This window comes from Streptomyces antibioticus (genome assembly GCF_002019855.1).
GTDB classification, from domain to species: domain Bacteria; phylum Actinomycetota; class Actinomycetes; order Streptomycetales; family Streptomycetaceae; genus Streptomyces; species Streptomyces antibioticus_B.
Window position 1 is genome coordinate 7,704,691 of the sequence record NZ_CM007717.1, and the last position, 19,062, is coordinate 7,723,752.

Here is a 19,062-nt window from a genome sequence, read left to right on the forward strand (position 1 = left end):
ACCTTAACTGTAGGGGGAGTTCCCGCTCGTCGCACTCCCCTCGACCTCGCCCTGTGGGAGGGCTGTGAAATTAGGTAACCCTTACCTTACTATGGCGGCGATCCTCCGGCTCGAGGCCGGGACGTAGCCTGGGGAGGCACTGTCGTGTGCGGGTCCGAAGAAGTTCTGACCTTTTGGCGTCGTACGCTCACTCCGCTTCCGGCGGAGATCTCACTGCCCGTCGACCGCCCCTACGGTCCGGAGCCGGACGCCGGTTCCCGGGAGAGCCGTGTCCTGACCGGACTGCCCGCCGCCTCCGACACCGAGGCGCTCGCCGCCTTCGTCGCCCTGCTGCACCGCCACAGCTCCGCGCTCGACCTGACGGTGGGCCACGACGGACTCCCGGTGCGGGTCTCCGCCGACCACGAACCCGCCTTCCGTGAACTGGTGCGGCGCGTGCGCGAGTCCTACGACGAGGCCGTCACCCACCGGGTGCCCGTCTCGCTCCTCGTGGACGAAGTGTCGCCCCGGCCCACCCGCGGCGGGGGGCTCCTCCTCAACGCCGCCTTCGGCACGGCCGACCGCCCGGCCGGTGAACTGCCCGGCCCCGTCGACCTGTTGCTGGAGACCGGCGACGGCGAGGTGCGCGCGACCTACGACCCGGCCCTCTTCGACGCCGCGACCGTGGACCGGCTCCTCGGCCACTACCGGACCCTGCTGGCCGACGCCCTGGAGCGCCCCGACGCGCCCATATCCCGGCTCGCCCTGATGGACGCGGACGAGTACCGGCAGGTCGTCCTCGACTGGAACGCCACCGAGCACACCGTCCCGGCCCGCACCTGGCCCGAGATGTTCGCCGAGCAGGTCCGCGCCCGCCCCGACGAGACCGCCCTCGTCCTCGGCGACGAGCACCTCACCTACGCCGAACTCGACGAGCGCGCCAACCGCCTGGCGCACGCCCTGATCGCCCGGGGCGCGGGCCCCGAGCGCATCGTCGCGCTGGCGCTGCCCCGCTCCGTCGACCTGTTCGTCACCGAGGTGGCGATCCTCAAGTCGGGCGCGGCCTATCTGCCGATCGACCACGACTACCCCGCCGACCGCGTCGCCTACATGCTCGACGACGCCGCGCCCGTCTGCCTCGTCACCGACCGGGAGACCGCCCGCGACCTCCCCGGCCGGGACGGCACCCGCACGCTGGCGCTCGACGCCCCGGACACCGTCGCCGAGTTGGCGGGACGCCCCGCCCACGACCCCACCGACGCCGACCGCGGCGCGCCCCTCACGGTCCTCGGCGCGGCCTATGTGATCTACACCTCGGGCTCCACCGGCCGCCCCAAGGGTGTCGTCCTGGCGCACACCGGTGTCGCCAAGCTCGTCGCCACCCAGAGCGAACGGTTCGGCATCGGCCCGCACAGCCGCGTCCTCCAGTTCGCCTCGCCCAGCTTCGACGTGGCGTTCTGGGACCTGTGCCTCGGCCTGCTCTCCGGCGGCCGCCTCGTCGTCGTCCCCGCCGAACTCCGGATGCCCGGCGCCCCGTTGGCCGACTACGCGCACCGGCACGGCATCACCTTCATGATCCTGCCGCCCGCCCTGCTCGCGGCGATGCCCGACGACGTCGAACTGCCGCCCACCGCCACCCTGCTGGCCGGCACCGAGCGCGTCTCCCCGGAACTCGTGGGCCGGTACGCCCGCGGCCGGATGATGTTCAACGCCTACGGCCCCACCGAGGCCACCACCAACTCCACGCTCGGCCTGTGCGATCCGGACATCCCGGCCGGCTCCATCGTCCCGATCGGCGTCCCCGACCCCGGCACCCGCGCCTACGTCCTCGACGCCGCGCTCCGGCCGGTCGCCCCCGGTGTCACGGGTGAGCTGTACCTCGGCGGCGCCGGGCTCGCCCGCGGCTACCTCGGCCGCGCCGCCCTGACCGCCGAACGGTTCGTCGCCGACCCCTTCGGCGCCCCCGGCGAACGCCTCTACCGCACCGGCGACCTGGTGCGCTGGCGCCCCGACGGACGGCTGGAGTTCCTCGGCCGCGCCGACGCCCAGATCAAGATCCGCGGCTTCCGCATCGAACCCGGCGAGATCGAGTCCGTGCTGCGCTCCCACCCGGCCGTCGACCAGGTCACCGTCGTCGCCCGCGAGGACCGCCCCGGCGACCGGCGGCTCGCCGCGTACGTCGTGCCCGCCCTCGACACCCCGCGCGACGACGACCCGGACGCCGGTGTCGAGGAGTGGCGCGAACTGCACGAACTGCTCTACCGCGCGGCCGGTTCCGAGGGCGCGCCCGCGCACACCGACGGCCTCCGCGAGAACTTCGCGGGCTGGAACAGCATGTACGACGGCCGGCCCATCCCCGTCGAGGAGATGCGCGAGTGGCGCGCGGCGACCGTCGCCGCGATCCGCGGCCTCGGTGACGTCCGCAGGGTCCTGGAGATCGGCGTCGGCTCCGGTCTGATCCTGTCCGCGATCGCCCCCGACTGCGAGTCCTACTGGGGCACCGACCTGTCGGCCGAGGCGATCGCCGCCCTGCGCGGCCAGTTGGCCGCGTTCCCGGAGCTGGCCGCCAAGGTCGAGCTGAGCGCCCGGCCCGCCCACGACACCGACGGGCTGCCCGCCGGACACTTCGACACCGTCGTCATCAACTCCGTCGCCCAGTACTTCCCGAGCGCCGACTACCTCGCCGACGTGCTGCGCCGCGCCGCCACCCTGCTCGCGCCCGGCGGCCGGATCCTCGTCGGCGACGTCCGCAACCTGCGGCTGCTGCGCACCCTGCGCGCCGCCGTGGAGACCCTGCGCGCCGCCGGCGGCCCCGACCCCGAGGACAAGACCGCGCTGCGCGAGGCCGTCGAACGCTCGGTGCGCTGGGAGGGCGAACTCCTCCTCGACCCCGACTTCTTCGCCGCCCTGGACGGCTTCGACGCCGACATCCGCCTCAAGCGGGCCGGTCACCACAACGAACTCAGCCGCTACCGCTACGACGTCGTCCTCCGCGCCGCCGACACCGCGATCGCCGTGCCCGACGAGCGGGAGGTCCCCTGGGGCGAGACCGGCGGCCCCGCCGGGCTCACCGCCCTGCTCGCCGAGCGCCCGGCCCGGCTGCGGATCACCGGCGTGCCCAACGCCCGTCTCACCGACGACCTCGCCGCCCTGCGCGCCCTGGACGGCAGCAGCCGCGAGGCCGCCGCCGGCACCGACCCCGAGGACCTGCACGCCCTCGCCGCCGCCCACGGCTACCGCGCCGCGCTCACCTGGAACGGCGCCTCCGACGACGGCGCGTTCGACGCCGTGCTCACCGTCGACGACGGCGACGGCCCCCTCGCCGGCCTGTACCGCACCGCCGGCGGCTACCCGCACGCCAACCGCCCCGCCCCCTTCCGGGACGTCACGGCGCTGATGCGCACCCTGCGCGGCCACGCCGCCGACCGGCTGCCCGACTACATGGTCCCCGCCGCCTTCGTGCCCGTGCACGCCCTGCCGGTCACCCCCAGCGGCAAGATCGACGCCCGCGCCCTGCCCGCCCCGGACTACGCGGCGATGAGCTCCGGACGCCCGCCGCGCACCCCGCGCGAGAAGCTCCTGTGCGCCCTGTACGCCGAGGTGCTGGGCCTGGACTCGGTGACCGCCGAGGACGACTTCCTGGCCCTCGGCGGCGACAGCATCACCGCCATCCAACTCCTCGTCCGCGCCCGCGAGTCGGGGCTGCGGCTCACCACCCGCGAGGTGTTCCGGCACCGCACCGTCGAGGCCCTCGCACAGGCCGCCGTCGCCCGCACCGACGAGCGCACCGGCACCCCCGACGCGCCCCTCGTCGAGGCGGACGTCGCCGAACTGGCCGAGATCCAGGGCACGAACCCGCTCGCCGTCGAGGAACTCCTGCCGCTGACCCCGCTCCAGCAGGGCTTCTTCTTCCACGCCCTGACCGGCGGCGCCGACGGCGACACCTATGTGGTCCAGCAGGTCCTCGACCTCACCGGACCCGTCGACGGACCCACCCTGCGCCGCGCCGCCCAGCGCCTCCTGGACCGGCACGCGCCCCTGCGCGCCGGATTCCGCCAGCGCCCCGACGGCACCCCCGTGCAGATCATCACCCGGGACGCCGTCCTGCCCTGGCGCGAGGTCGACCTCACCGCCCAGGACGCCACGGTCCGCGAGAGCCTCGGCGCGGCCGTCGCCGAGGACGAGCGCGCCGCCGGCTTCGACCTGGCCGCCCCGCCGCTGCTGCGCTGCGCCCTGATCCGCCTCGGCGACCGGCGCAGCCGCCTGGTGCTGACGTTCCATCACATCGTCGCCGACGGCTGGTCGTTGCCCGTCCTGCACCGTGAACTCATGGCGTTCTACGGCACCGACGAGCCCGGACTGCCCGAAGTCGCCCCCTACCGCGGCTTCCTGCGCCGCCTCGCCGAGCAGGACCGGGACGCGGCGCGCGACACCTGGCGCACCGCCCTCGCGGGCCTGGAGGAGCCGACCCGGCTCGTCACCGCCCCGGCCGTCGCCGGTGCCGTACGGCCCGCGCACGTGCGGGTGGAGCTGACCGAGCGGACCACCGCCCTGCTCACCGACCGCGCGCGCGAGCACGGCGTCACCCTCGGCACGGTCGTCCAGGCCGCCTGGGGCCTGCTCCTCGGCACCCTCACCGGCCGCGACGACGTGGTGTTCGGCACCACCGTCTCCGGCCGTGACGGCGAGGTCGACGGCATCGCCTCCATGGTCGGCCTGTTCATCAACACCCTGCCCACCCGCTTCCGCTGGGCCCCGCGCGCCACCCTCGCGGACCTCCTCACCCGGCTCCAGGACGAGCAGGCGCGTCTCCTCGACCACCAGCACCTCGGCCTCGCGGAGATCCAGCGGCTCGCCGGCCACGCCGGCGAGGGTGAACTCTTCGACACCCTGGTGGTGTTCGAGAACTATCCCGCCGAGGCCGACCTGCACGACGCGACCGGCACCGTGCGCATCACCGCCGACGCCTTCAACGACGCCGTCCACTACCCGCTGGCCCTCATCGTCAAGCCCGGCCGCCGCCTCGACCTGCGCCTCAAGCACCACGCCGAGCGCCTCGACGCCGACCGCGTCCGCGTCCTCGGCGACCGGCTGACCCGCCTCCTGGAGGCGATCGCCGAGGACCCGGCGCGGACCGCGGCCTCGCTCGACCCGCTCACCGCCGACGAGGCCCTGCGCGCCCACCCGCACGGCGAGGAGCACGAGGTCCCCGCGACCACGCTCGCCGCAGCCTTCACCGACCAGGTGCGCCGCACCCCGGACGCCACGGCCGTCGTCTTCGGCACCGAACGCCTCACCTACGCCGAACTCGACGCCCGCGCCACCGCACTCGCCGCCCGGCTCGCCGAACGCGGCGCCCGCCCCGGCGAGTTCGTCGCCGTCGCCGTGCCCCGCTCGGTCGAGCTGATGGTGGCCCTCCTCGGCGTCCTGAAGTCCGGCGCCGCCTATCTGCCGCTCGACCTGGACTACCCCGTGGACCGTGTGGCGCACATGCTCACCGACTCCGGCGCCGGCACGGTGATCACGCTCGCCGCCACGGCCGACCGCCTCCCGGACACCGACGGCACCCGCGTCCTCCTCCTCGACACCGACGAGCCGAGCACGGCCGCCCCCGTCCCGGCCCGCCCCGACGACCCCGCCTACCTGATCTACACCTCCGGCTCCACCGGCCGCCCCAAGGGCGTCGTCGTCACCCACCGCGCCATCGTCAACCGGCTCGCCTGGATGCAGGGCGCCTACGGCCTGACCGCCGACGACCGGGTCCTCCAGAAGACCCCGTCCAGCTTCGACGTGTCGGTCTGGGAGTTCTTCTGGCCGCTCCTCGAAGGCGCCGCCGTGGTCCTGGCCCGCCCCGACGGCCACCGCGACCCGGCCTACCTGGCCGCCCTCGTGCGCGCCGAGCGCGTCACCACGATGCACTTCGTGCCGTCCATGCTGGAGGCGTTCCTCCAGCACGATCAGGTCACCGAGGACCCCGCCTGGGTCGCCTCGCTGCGCCGCGTCCTGAGCAGCGGCGAGGCCCTGCCGGCCGGCGCGGCCGCCCGCTGGCACGCCCTGACCGGCGTCCCGCTGCACAACCTCTACGGTCCCACCGAGGCCGCCGTCGACGTCACCCACCACCGCTACGACGGCACCGACGACGGCCCCTCCGTGCCCATCGGACGGCCGGTGTGGAACACCGGCCTGCGCGTGCTGGACACCTGCCTGCGCCCGGTCCCCGACGACGTGCCCGGCGAGCTGTACCTGACCGGCGTCCAGCTCGCCCGCGGCTACCACGCCCGGCCCGGACTGACCGCCGAGCGCTTCACCGCCGACCCCTACGGCCCGCCCGGCACCCGCATGTACCGCACCGGCGACCTGGTGCGCCGCCGCGCCGACGGCGTGATCGAGTACCTCGGCCGCACCGACCGCCAGGTCAAGCTGCGCGGCAACCGCATCGAACTCGGCGAGATCGAGGCCGCGTTGACCGCGCTGCCCGAGGTCGCCCAGTCCGCCGTCACGGTCCGCGACAACGCGCTCGTCGCCTACGTCGTCCCGGTCCCGTCCGCGGGTGCCACCGCGGACGTCACCGCCCTGCGCGACGCGCTCGCGGGTGTCCTGCCCGCCGCCCTGCTGCCCGGCGCCTGGGTGGTCCTCGACGCCCTGCCGCTCACCCCCAGCGGCAAGCTGGACCGGAACGCGCTGCCCGCCCCGCGGGCCGTCCGCGCCGAGGCCCGCGCCCCGCGCACCCCGCGCGAACAGCTCCTCACCGAGATCTTCGCCGCCGTGCTGAAGCTCCCCGACGCCGGTGTGGACGACGACTTCTTCCTGCTCGGCGGCGACAGCATCACCTCCATCGCCGTCTCCAGCCGGGCCCGCCGCGCCGGTCTGGTCCTCGACCCGCGCGACGTCTTCGAGCACCGCACCCCGGCCGCGCTCGCCGCCGCCGCGACCCTGGACGAGGCCGGGACCGCCGAGCCCGCCCCCGCCTTCACGCTCACCGAGGAGGAGCACGCGCGCGTCGAACGCCTCGCCCCCGGCCGGGTCGAGGACGTCTGGCCGCTCGCCCCCCTCCAGGAGGGCCTGTTCTTCCACTCCACCTACGACGACGGCACCCTCGACGTCTACACCGTCCACGAGTCCTTCGACTTCGCCGAGCGCGTCGACACCGCACGTCTGACGGCCGCCACCCGGACCCTGCTCGCCCGCAACCCCAGCCTGCGCGCCGGGTTCACCAGCGACGGGCTGCGCCAGCCGGTGCAGTTCATCGTCCGCGACGCCGAGATCCCCGTCACCGAGGTCGACCTGTCCGCGCTCACCCGCGACGAACAGGACGTACGGCTGCGGGAGTTGATGGACGAGGAGCGCTCCCGCCGCTTCGACCTCGGCCGCCCGCTGCTGTTCCGCATGCTGCTCGTGCGGCTCGGCGAGGGCCGCGGCGACCGGCTCGTGATCGGCCGCCACCTGATCCTGTGGGACGGCTGGTCCGCCTGGCTCTTCCTGGACCAGCTCTTCGCCCTGTACGAGACCGCGGGCGACCCGGCCGGCCTCGCCGAGCCCGGCTCCTACCGCGACTACCTGACCTGGCTGGAGCGCCAGGACGACACCCGGGCCACCGGCGCCTGGCGCACCGCCCTGGCCGGCTTCGAGGAGCCGACCCTGCTCGCGCCCGCCGTCTCCGACCGCGGCCTGGAACCCGTCATCCCCGAGCAGCTCGACGCCCTCCTCGACCCCGAGGTGGGCGAGCGGCTGCGCGAGACCGCCCGCCGCCACGGCCTCACCCTGAACACCGTGCTCAACGCGGCCTGGGGCCTGGCGCTGGCCGCCGTGACCGGCCGGACCGACATCGCCTTCGGCACCACCGTCGCCGGCCGCCCCAGCGAGGTGCCCGACGTCGAGAACGTCATCGGCATGTTCCTCAACACCGTGCCTGCCCGCATCGCCTTCGACCCGCGCGAACCCGTCCTCGACCTGCTCCGCCGGATCCAGGGCGAACGCCTCGCGCTGATGCCGTACGAGTACCTGGGCCTCGGTGTCCTCCAGGCCGAGACCGGCCACCGGCGGCTGTTCGACACGCTGTTCGTGCTGCGCAACGCCGACACCGAGGAGCGGCTCGCCGAACTCCGCGACCGGCACGGCGCGACGGCCGTGGCCAACGTGGACGCCACCCACTACCCGGCCAACCTGGTCGTCACCCCCGGCGAACGCGTCCGCGTCACCCTCGCCTACCGGCCCGACCTGCTGGACGACGGCTACGCCCGCGCCCTCCTGGAGCGCTTCGTGCTCCTCGTCGGCCGGCTGGTCGCCGACCCGGCCGCCCCGGTCGGCTCACTGGACGGGCTGCTGCCCGCCGAGACCGCCCTGCTGGCCCGCGAGGACGCCGAGCGGCGCGAGCCCGTACCGCACGAGACGATCGCCGACATGCTGGCCGCCCAGGCCCTGCGCACCCCGCACGACACGGCCCTCGTCTTCGGCTCCGCCACCCTCACCTACGCCGAACTCGACGCACGCTGCAACCGCATGGCCCGGCTGCTGATCGCCCACGGCGCCGGACCCGAGCGGGTCGTCGCCCTCGGCCTGCCCCGCTCCATCGACACCGTCGTCGCCCTGTTCGCCGTCCTGCGCACCGGCGCCGCCTATCTGCCGCTGGAGCTGGACCACCCGGCCGAGCGGCTCTCCCTGATGCTGGCCGACGCCCGCCCGCTGCTCCTGCTGTCGAACCGGGCGGTCTCGGCGACCCTCACCGGCGACACCCCGCGCCTGCTGCTCGACGACCCCGGCACGGCCGCCGAACTCGCCGCGCAGTCCGCCGGCCCCGTCACCGTGTCCTTCAGCCTGGACCACCCGGCGTACATCATCTACACCTCCGGCTCCACCGGCCGGCCCAAGGGCGTCGTCACGCCGTACCTCGGTCTGACCAACATGCAGCTCAACCACCAGAAGGAGATCTTCGCCCCGGCCATCGCCTCGGCCGGCGGGCGGCGGCTGCGCATCGCGCACACCGTGTCCTTCGCCTTCGACATGTCCTGGGAAGAGCTGCTGTGGCTCGTCGAGGGACACGAAGTGCACATCTGCGACGAGGAGTTGCGCCGCGACGCCATCGCCCTGGTGGCGTACTGCGAGGAACACCGCGTCGACGTCGTCAACGTGACCCCCACCTATGCCCATCTCCTGCTGGAGGAGGGTCTGTTGGAGGGGCACCGGCCGCCGCTGGTGCTGCTCGGCGGCGAGGCCGTCACCGAGACCGTGTGGAACACCCTGCGCGACACCGAGGGCACCTACGGCTACAACCTGTACGGGCCCACCGAGTACACCATCAACACCCTCGGCGGCGGCACCCACGACAGCGCCACCCCGACCGTCGGCAAGCCCATCCGCGCCACCCGCGCCCGGATCCTGGACACCTGGCTGCGCCCCGTCCCCGAGGGGGTGGCGGGCGAGCTGTACATCGCCGGCGTGGGCCTGGCCCGCGGCTACCTGGACCGGGCCGGCCTGACCGCCGAGCGGTTCGTCGCCGACCCCTACGGGCTGCCCGGCGAGCGCATGTACCGCACCGGCGACCTGGTGCGCCGCCGCGCCGACGGCAACCTCGACTTCCTCGGCCGCACCGACGACCAGGTCAAGATCCGCGGCCACCGCGTCGAACTCGGCGAGATCGAGACGGCGTTGGCGCAGCTCCCGGAGGTCTCCCGCGCCGCCGTCCTGGCCCGCGACGACACCGCCGCGCCCGGCACGAAGCGGCTGGTGGCGTACGTCGTCCCGGCCGAACCCGACGCCGAGGCACGGGAGTCGGCCGAACGCGAGCAGATCGGTGAGTGGCAGGAGATCTACTCCGCCGAGTACACCGAGATCGGCACCGCCCTGTTCACCGAGGACTTCGCCGGCTGGGACAGCTCCTACGACGGCACCCCCATCCCCGTCGAGCACATGCGCGAGTGGCGCGAGGCCACCGTCGCCCGCATCCGTGAGCTGAAGCCCCGCCGCATCCTGGAGATCGGTGTCGGCTCCGGCCTGCTGCTGTCCCGGCTCGCGCCGGACGCCGAGGCGTACTGGGCGACCGACTTCGCCGCCCCCGTCATCCGCAAGCTCACCGAGGGCGTGCGCACCGTCCCCGAGCTGGCCGCCAAGGTCGAACTGCGCTGCCAGCCCGCCGAGGACACCGAGGGCCTGCCCACCGGCTACTTCGACACGGTCGTCATCAACTCCGTCCTCCAGTACTTCCCGAGCCTGGACCACCTCCACCAGGTGATCCGCGGCGCGCTCGGCCTGCTCGCCCCCGGCGGCGCCCTCTTCCTCGGCGACGTCCGCGACCTGCGCCAGGCCCGGGTGTTCCAGGCCGGCATCCAGGCCGCCCGCGCCGAACCGGACACCGCGCCGGACGCGCTGCGCCGGGCCGTCGAACGCGGCCTCGCCCTGGAGAAGGAACTCCTCGTCGACCCGGACTGGTTCACCACCCTCGGCGTCGGTGTCGACCTGCGCACCAAGGCCGGCCGCCACCACAACGAACTCACCCGCTACCGGTACGACGTCGTGCTGTACGAGGGCGACGCGCTCCCCGTGGCCGACGCCCCCGCCGTCGACTGGACCGGCCCCGACGCGCTGCGCGCCCGGCTCGACGGCACCGGACCGCTGCGGGTGACCGGCATCCCCGACGCCCGCACCGCAGGCGACCTCGCCACCCTGCGCGCCCTGGACACCGGACGACCCACCGGCCTCGACGCCACCGGCGTGGAACCGGAGGACCTGCGCGACCTCGCGCACGAGACCGGCCACCGGCTGCTCACCACCTGGTCCGGCGAACCCGGCCGCTACGACGCCGTGTTCGTGCCCGGCACCGCCACCCCGCGCACCTCCGGCCTGTACCGGGCCCGCGCCGACCGCGAGGACGCCCCGTACGCCAACACCCCGGCGGCGGGCCGCGGTCACACCGCGCTCGTCCGCAGGCTCCGCGACGACCTCGGACAGCGGCTGCCCGGCTACATGGTGCCCGCCGCGTTCGTGGTGCTGCCCGGACTGCCGATGAACGACAACGGCAAGCTCGACGCCCGCGCCCTGCCGGACCCCGAGCCCGCCGTCGCCCTGTCGGCCGGGCGCGGCCCGCGCACCCCCGTCGAGGAGGTGCTGTGCCGGCTGTTCGCCGAGGTGCTCGGCCTGCCCAGGACCGGCGCCGAGGACAACTTCTTCGACCTCGGCGGCCACTCCCTGCTGGCCACCCGGCTGATCAGCCGCGCCCGCACCGAACTCGGCGCCGAACTCGCCATCCGTGACCTGTTCGAGGCGCCCACCCCCGAGACGCTGGCGCTGCGCGCCGAGGTCGGACACCCCGCCCGCCCGGTCCTGACGCCGGTCACCGACCGGCCCGCGCGCATCCCGCTGTCGGCCGCCCAGCGCCGCCTGTGGCTGGTGGAGCGGATCGCCGGGGACGGCGTCGCCTACAACTTCCCGCTCGTGTTCCGGCTCCGCGGCGCCCTGGACACCGACGCCCTGCGCACCGCCCTCCATGACGTGACGGACCGTCATGAGGCTCTGTGCACACGGTTCCTGGAGGCCGACGGGGAGCCCTGCCAGTGGATCGCCGCGCCCGGCGAGGCCGAGCCCGAGTTCCTGGTCACCGAGGGCACCGAGGCCGGTCTCGCCGCGTGGATCGAGGACGCCCGGCGGCGCCCGTTCGACCTCGCCCGCGACCTCCCGGTGCGCGCCGGGGTCCTGCGCCTGGCCGCCGACGACCACGTGGTGGCCGTCGTCCTGCACCACATCACCACCGACGAATGGTCCGACCGGCCCTTCCTGGCCGACCTGAACCACGCCTACACCGCCCGCACCGCCGGGCACGCCCCCGCGTGGGCGCCGCTGCCGGTGCAGTACGCCGACTACACCCTCTGGCAGGAACGCCTCCTGGCCGACCTGGGGGAGCGCCAGCTCGCCTACTGGACGGACGCGCTCGGCGGGCTGCCCGAGGAGATCCCGCTGCCCCTGGACCGGCCGGGCGCCGCCCGCGCCACCGGCCACGGCGCCGTGGTCCGCGCCACCCTCCCGGACGGCACCGGCGCCGCCCTGCGCGACCTGGCCGCCACCCACCAGGTCAGCATGTTCATGCTGTTCCAGGCGGCCACCGCCGCGCTGCTGCACCGGCTCGGCGCCGGTGACGACATCCCGCTCGGCGCCCCCATCGCGGGCCGCACCGACAGCGCGGTGGACGACCTCGTCGGCTTCTTCGTCAACACGCTCGTGCTGCGCACCGACCTGTCCGGCAACCCGACCTTCGGCGAACTCCTCGACCGGGTGAGGGAATCCGCGCTGGCCGCCTTCGAGCACCAGGACGTGCCCTTCGACCGGGTCGTGGAGGCCGTCAACCCGGTCCGCGCCGCCGACCGCAACCCGCTGTTCCAGGTGATGCTCGGCTACCACCACCGCCCCGACGGCGACCCGGACCTCTTCGGCCTGGACACCGAGTGGTTCGACATGGACAACGGGATGGCCAAGTTCGACCTGGACTTCACCGTCGTCGACCACGGCCCCGGCCGCGACATGGCCCTCCTGCTGGAGTACGCCACCGACCTCACCGACCCGGAGACCGCGGCGGGCCTCGCCGACCGGTTCGTGGACCTGCTGGCGCAGGTCGCCCGGGACCCCGCCCGCCCGGTGGACACGCTGCGCGTGCTCACCGCCGCGGAGGAGACGGCCGCGGCGACCCTGTGGAACGCCACGGACCGCCCGCTGGAGACCCGTTCCGTCCCGGAGATCCTCGACGACGTCGTCCGCGCCCGGCCCGACGCCCCCGCCCTGGCCACCGCCCACTCCCGGCTCACCTTCCGCGAACTGGGCGCCCAGGTGGACGCCGTGGCGCGCCTGCTGCGGGAGCGCGGCGCCGGCGCCGAACGCGTCGTCGGCCTCGCCCTGCCCCGGCACCTGATGGTCCCGGCCCTCCTCGGCGTCCTGAAGTCCGGCGCCGCCTATCTGCCGCTCGACCCCGAATACCCGGCGGACCGCCTGGAGTTCATGCTCCGCGACACCGCCCCGCTGTGCGTCCTGACCACCGCGGAGCTGGCACCGAAGCTCCCCGAGGGACCGTCGGTCGTCCTGTACGACGAAGCGGCGGCGTACGAGGGGACGTCGGCCGACACGCCGGCCCCCGCCCCCTCGGCGGCCGCGTACGTCATCTTCACCTCCGGCTCCACCGGCACCCCCAAGGGCGTCGTCGGCACCCACCGCGGTCTGAGCAACTTCTTCGGCGCCCACCACGACGACCTGATCCGGCCCGCCGAACAGGCCCTCGGCCGCACCGCCCTGCGGGCCGCGCACGCCGCGTCGTTCAGCTTCGACGGCTCCTGGGAGCCGCTGATCTGGCTGCTCGCCGGACACGAACTGCACGTCACCGACGAGGCCACCCTGGCCGACCCGGCCGCGCTCCTCGCCCTCCTCGGCCGGGAGGACATCGACTTCCTCGACGTCACCCCGACCTATCTGCGCGAACTCCTCCACCACGGCTTCCTGGAGCCCGGCGCCCCGCTGCCCGGCGTCATCGCCGTCGGCGGCGAGGCGACCCCGGCCCCGCTGTGGGAGCGGCTGTGCGCCCTGCCCGGCGTCCAGGTCCACGACCTGTACGGCCCCACCGAGAGCGCCGTCGACGCCTACGGCTGGCACAGCGACACCGCCGGCCGGCACGCCGCCCCGCTCGACAACATCCGCGCCCACGTCCTGGACGCCGCGCTGCGCCCGGTGCCCGTCGGCGTGACGGGCGAGCTGTACCTCGCGGGCGAGGGCCTCGCCCGGGGCTACCTGGGCCGCCCGGACCTCACCGCCGAGCGCTTCACCGCGGACCCCTACGGCCCGGCCGGCACCCGGATGTACCGCACCGGCGACCTCGTGCGCCGCCGCCGCGACGGCTCCCTGGAGTTCCAGGGCCGCGCCGACGGCCAGGTCAAGCTGCGCGGCTTCCGCATCGAGACCGGCGAGATCGAGGCGTTCCTCGCCGGCCTGCCCGGCGTGGCCACGGCCGCCGTCGTCGTCCGCGAGGACACCCCGGGCGTACCCCGGCTGGTGGCGTACGTCCTCCCGGCCGCCGACCGCGACCCGGACCCGGCGGAGCTGCGCGCCCGCAGCGCCGCCGCCCTGCCCGCGCACATGGTCCCGGCCGCCTTTGTCACCGTGCCCGCCCTGCCCCGCACCGTCGCCGGCAAGCTCGACGTGCGCGCCCTGCCCGCCCCCGACCTCGGCGCCCTCACCTCCGGACGCCGGCCCCGAACGCCCCGCGAGGACCTGCTGTGCGAGGCGTTCGCGGCGGTCCTCGGCGTGCCCGAGGCGGGCGTCGACGACGACTTCTTCGCCCTGGGCGGCCACTCGCTGCTCGCCATGCGGCTGACCGCGCGGATCCGCGCCGCGCTCGGCGCCGAGGTGTCGCTGCGCACCGTCTTCGACGCCCCGACCCCGGCCCGGCTCGCCCGGCACCTCACCGACGCGGCCGCCCCGACCCGCCCGGCGCTCACCGCCCGCGAGCACACCGGCCCGCTGCCGCTGTCCTCCGCCCAGCAGCGCCTGTGGGTGCTCTACCAGGTGGAGGGCCCCAGCGCGACGTACAACATCCCCTCGGCCTGGCGGCTGACCGGGGACCTGGACGTCGACGCGCTGCGCGCGGCCGTGCACGACCTCGTCGAACGGCACGAGACACTGCGCACGGTCTTCCCCGACGACCAGGGCCGCGCCCGGCAGCACGTGCTGCCGCCCGAGGAGGCCCGGATCCCCTTCGAGGTGACCGACACCGACGAGGACCTGCTGCCCGAACTCCTCGCGGAGGCCGGCGCGTACGGCTTCGAGCTGGACCGCGAACCCCCGCTGCGCGTCCAGGTGTTCCGCACCGGCGACCAGGACTGGACGCTGCTGCTGCTCCTGCACCACATCGCGGGCGACGAGTGGTCCGAGGGACCCCTCAACCGCGACCTGGCCCTCGCCTACGCCGCCCGCACCGCCGGACACGCCCCCGAGTGGGAGCCGCTGCCCGTCCGGTACGCCGACTACACGCTCTGGCAGCGCGAGGTCCTCGGCGACGAACAGGACCCCGAGAGCCTGTCGGCCCGTCAGATCGCCTACTGGAAGCAGACCCTGGCCGGGCTGCCCGAGGAACTGGCGCTGCCCTTCGACCGGCCCCGCCCCCTGGAGTCCAGCTACCGCGGCGGCGCGGCCGACCTGTCCCTGGACCACGAACTCGGCGCCGCCCTGCACGCGTTGGCCCGCGACAACGGCGTCAGCGTGTTCATGGTCCTCCAGGCCGCCGTCGCCACCCTGCTCACCCGGCTCGGAGCCGGCACCGACATCCCGGTCGGCAGCCCGATCTCCGGCCGCACCGACGCCGCCCTGGACGAGCTCGTCGGCTTCTTCCTCAACACCCTGGTCCTGCGCACCGACACCTCGGGCGACCCCACCTTCCGCGAACTCCTCGCCCGCGTCCGGGCGTCCGACCTGGCCGCCTTCGACCACCAGGACGTGCCGTTCGAGCGGCTGGTCGACGCCCTCAACCCGGCCCGCTCCCTCGCCCGGCATCCGCTGTTCCAGGTGATGGTCGTCCACCTGGCGTCCGGCGACGACGAGACCGGCCTGCCCGGACTGCTCGCCCGCCGCGACGACGTGGAGGGCACCACCGCCAAGTTCGACCTCTCCTTCGACTTCGTGGAACGCGCCGACGGCACCGGCGTCGACGGTGTCCTCGAATACAGCGCCGACCTGTTCGACCCCGCCACCGCCCAGTCCTTCGCCGACCGGCTGCGGCGTCTGCTGAAGGCCGTCACCGCCGACCCGGACCGCACCCTCGGCCGGATCGACATCCTCGACCCGGACGAGCGGACCCGCCTCACCGGCGGCTGGCACGGCACGCCCCTCGCGAGCCCGCCGACCACCGTGCCCGCCCTGTTCGAGGCCCAGGCCCGCCGCCACGGCGAGCGGCCCGCCGCCGCGTCCGACGGCGTCGAGCTGACCTTCGCCCGGCTCAACGCCGACGCCAACCGGCTGGCCCGGCTCCTGGTCGAGGCGGGCGCCGGACCCGAGCGGTTCGTGGCCCTCGCCCTGCCCCGCACCGCCCACTTCCTCACCGCCGTCCTCGCCGTCCACAAGGCGGGCGCCGGATACCTGCCCCTCGACCCCGACGCCCCCGCCGAGCGCACCGCCGACGTCCTCGCCGACGCCGGACCAGTCCTCACCCTCAGCACCGCCGACCTCGCCGCGAACCTCCCGGACGGCACCGCGCCACTGCTCCTGGACGACCCCGCGATCCGCGCACGGATCGCCGCCCACGACCCGGCCGACCTCACCGACGCCGACCGCACGGCCCCGCTGACCCCGCGCCACCCGGCGTACGTCATCTACACCTCGGGCTCCACCGGCCGCCCCAAGGGCGTGGTCGTCACCCACGAGACCCTCGGCAACCTCTTCCACAGCCACCGCGAGACGCTGTACGGCCCGGCCGTCGAGGCCGCCGGACGCGCCCACCTGCGGGTCGGGCACGCCTGGTCGTTCTTCTTCGACGCCTCCTGGCAGCCCCAGCTCTGGCTGCTGGACGGCCACTGCGTCCACGTCCTGTCCGAGGAGGTGCGCCGCGACCCCGAGCTGGTCACCCGGGCCGTGCTGCACCACCGGCTCGACTTCCTGGAGGTCACCCCGTCGTTCTTCGCGCAGATGGCCGACAGCGGCCTGCTGAGCGGCGACGACTGCCCGCTCGCCGTCGTCGGCGTGGGCGGCGAGGCCGTCCCGGTCGCCCTGTGGCAGCGGCTCGCCGCACTGCGCGGCACCGAGGCGTTCAACCTCTACGGGCCCACCGAGTCCACCGTCGACGCCCTGGTGGCCCGCGTCCGCGACAGCGAACGCCCGCTGGTGGGACGCCCGGTGACCGGCACCCGCGCCTACGTCCTGGACGACCTGCTCCAGCCGCTGCCGCCCGGCGTGCCCGGCGAGCTGTACCTCGCGGGCGGCGGACTGGCCCGCGGCTACCTCGGCAGCCCCGGCCTGACCGCCGAGCGGTTCGTCGCCGACCCGTTCGGGCCGCCCGGATCCCGGCTGTACCGCACCGGCGACCTGGCCCGCTGGACCGCCGACGGCCGCCTCGACTACCTCGGCCGCGCCGACGACCAGGTCAAGATCCGCGGCTTCCGTATCGAACCCGCCGAGATCGAGGCCGCGCTCACCACCCACCCGGCCGTCGGCCAGGCGTTGGTGACGGTCCGTCAAGACGGGCCGCGCAAGCTGCTCGTGGCCTACGTCGTCCCGGCCCAGGACACTGCACCCGACCCTGCCCTGCTGCGCGGCCATGTCGCCGCCCGCCTGCCCGACCACATGGTCCCGGCTGCCGTCGTGGTCCTGGAGCGGTTCCCGCAGCTCGCCAACGGCAAGCTGGACCGGGCCGCGCTGCCCGCGCCCGACTTCACCGCCCTGTCCTCGGGGCGCGCCCCCCGAGGGCCCGTGGAGGAACTGCTCTGCACGGTGTTCGCGGAGGTGCTCGGCCTCGAACGGGTCGGCGTGGACGACGACTTCTTCGCCCTCGGCGGAGACAGCATCGTCGCCATGCAGCTCGTCGGCCGGGCCCGCGCGGCCGGGCTGCGCATCAGCCCCCGGCTGGTGTTCCGCCACCGCACCGTCGCCGCCCTCGGCGCCGTCGCCGAGACCGCCGACACCGCCGCGCCGCGCCCCGTGGACGACGGCACCGGCAGCGTGCCGCTGACCCCGGTCATGCACTGGCTGCGCGAACTGGGCGGCCCCTTCGCCACCTACCACCAGGCGGCCCTGGTCCGCACGCCGGCCGAACTGGACCTGCCCGGCCTCACCGCCGTCCTCCAGTCGCTCGCCGACCGCCACGACCTGCTCCGCGCCACCCTCGTCCGGCCCACCCGGGAGGACACCGAGGACTGGTCGCTCCACGTGCCGCCCACCGGCGCGGTCGACGCCGCCGGCTGGCTCGACCGGGTCGACGTCACCGGCCTGGACGCACGGGAGCTGGGCGACACGGTCCGCCGGCACACCGAGGCGGCACGGGCCCTGCTCGACCCGGACACCGGCGCCATGGTCCGCGCCGTCTGGTTCGACGCGGGGGACCGGCCGGGACGGCTGCTGCTGATGGCCCACCACCTCGTCGTCGACGGTGTGTCCTGGCGCGTCCTGCTGCCTGACCTCGCCACGGCCTGGCAGCGGGTGCGCGCCGGCCGCCCGGCCGAAGTCCCGCCCGTGGAGACCTCGTTCGCCCGCTGGTCCCGGCTGCTCACCACGCTCGCCCAGGCACCCGAGCGGGAGGCGGAACTCCCCGTCTGGACCGAGGTCCTGGACGGCGGCACCGAACCGCTGCCGCTGCTGCGCGAGCCCGACCCGGACCGCGACACCACCGCCACCCAGCGCGAGGTCGTGCTGCGGCTGCCCGCCGACCGCACGGGTCCGTTGCTGTCCGCCGTGCCCGCCGTGTTCGGCGCGGCCGTCAACGACGTCCTCCTCGCCGGACTCGCCCTCGCCGTCGCCGACTGGCGCCGGCGCACGGGCGGCGCCGACCGCACGCTCCTGGTCGACCTGGAAGGCCACGGCCGCGAGGAGGAACTCGCCGGTGACGACGTCGACCTGTCCCGTACGGTCGGCTGGTTCACCAGCGTCTTCCCGGTACGGCTCGACGCCGGACCGGTCGACCCGGCCGAGGCGTTCGACGGCGGCACGGCCGCCGAGGAGGCCGTGCGCAGGGTGCGCGAGCACCTCGCGTCACTGCCCGCGAACGGCGTCGGCTACGGTCTGCTGCGCCACCTCAACCCGCGCACCCGCGACGTGCTCGCGGGCCGGGAGCAGGCGCGCGTGGAGTTCAACTACCTGGGCCGGTTCGGGATCCCCGAGGAGACCGACTGGTCGTACGCGCCCGAGGAGGACGCGGCCGACATCGGCCCGGAGGCGGCGATGCGCGAGGGCCACGCCCTGAGCATCAACGTCGTGACCGAGGACCGGGCGGACGGGCCGGTACTGGCCGCCCACTGGTCCTATCTGGAAGGACTGCTGGCGCGCGAGACCGTCGAGGATCTCGCGGGCACGTGGTTCAGGGCACTGGAGGGCCTCGTCGCATGTGCGGAGAGGAAGCAGCAGCGGTGAGGACCG

General features: G+C 74.9%; 1 protein-coding gene. It reads left to right on the forward strand.

All coding sequences use genetic code 11. From position 1 onward, the window contains the following. Positions 1–144 precede the first annotated feature (144 nt). Entirely contained in the window at positions 145–19,056 is an 18,912-nt protein-coding gene (locus tag AFM16_RS34880) for a non-ribosomal peptide synthetase (RefSeq protein WP_078636350.1), read from the forward strand. Positions 19,057–19,062: the final 6 nt, after the last annotated feature.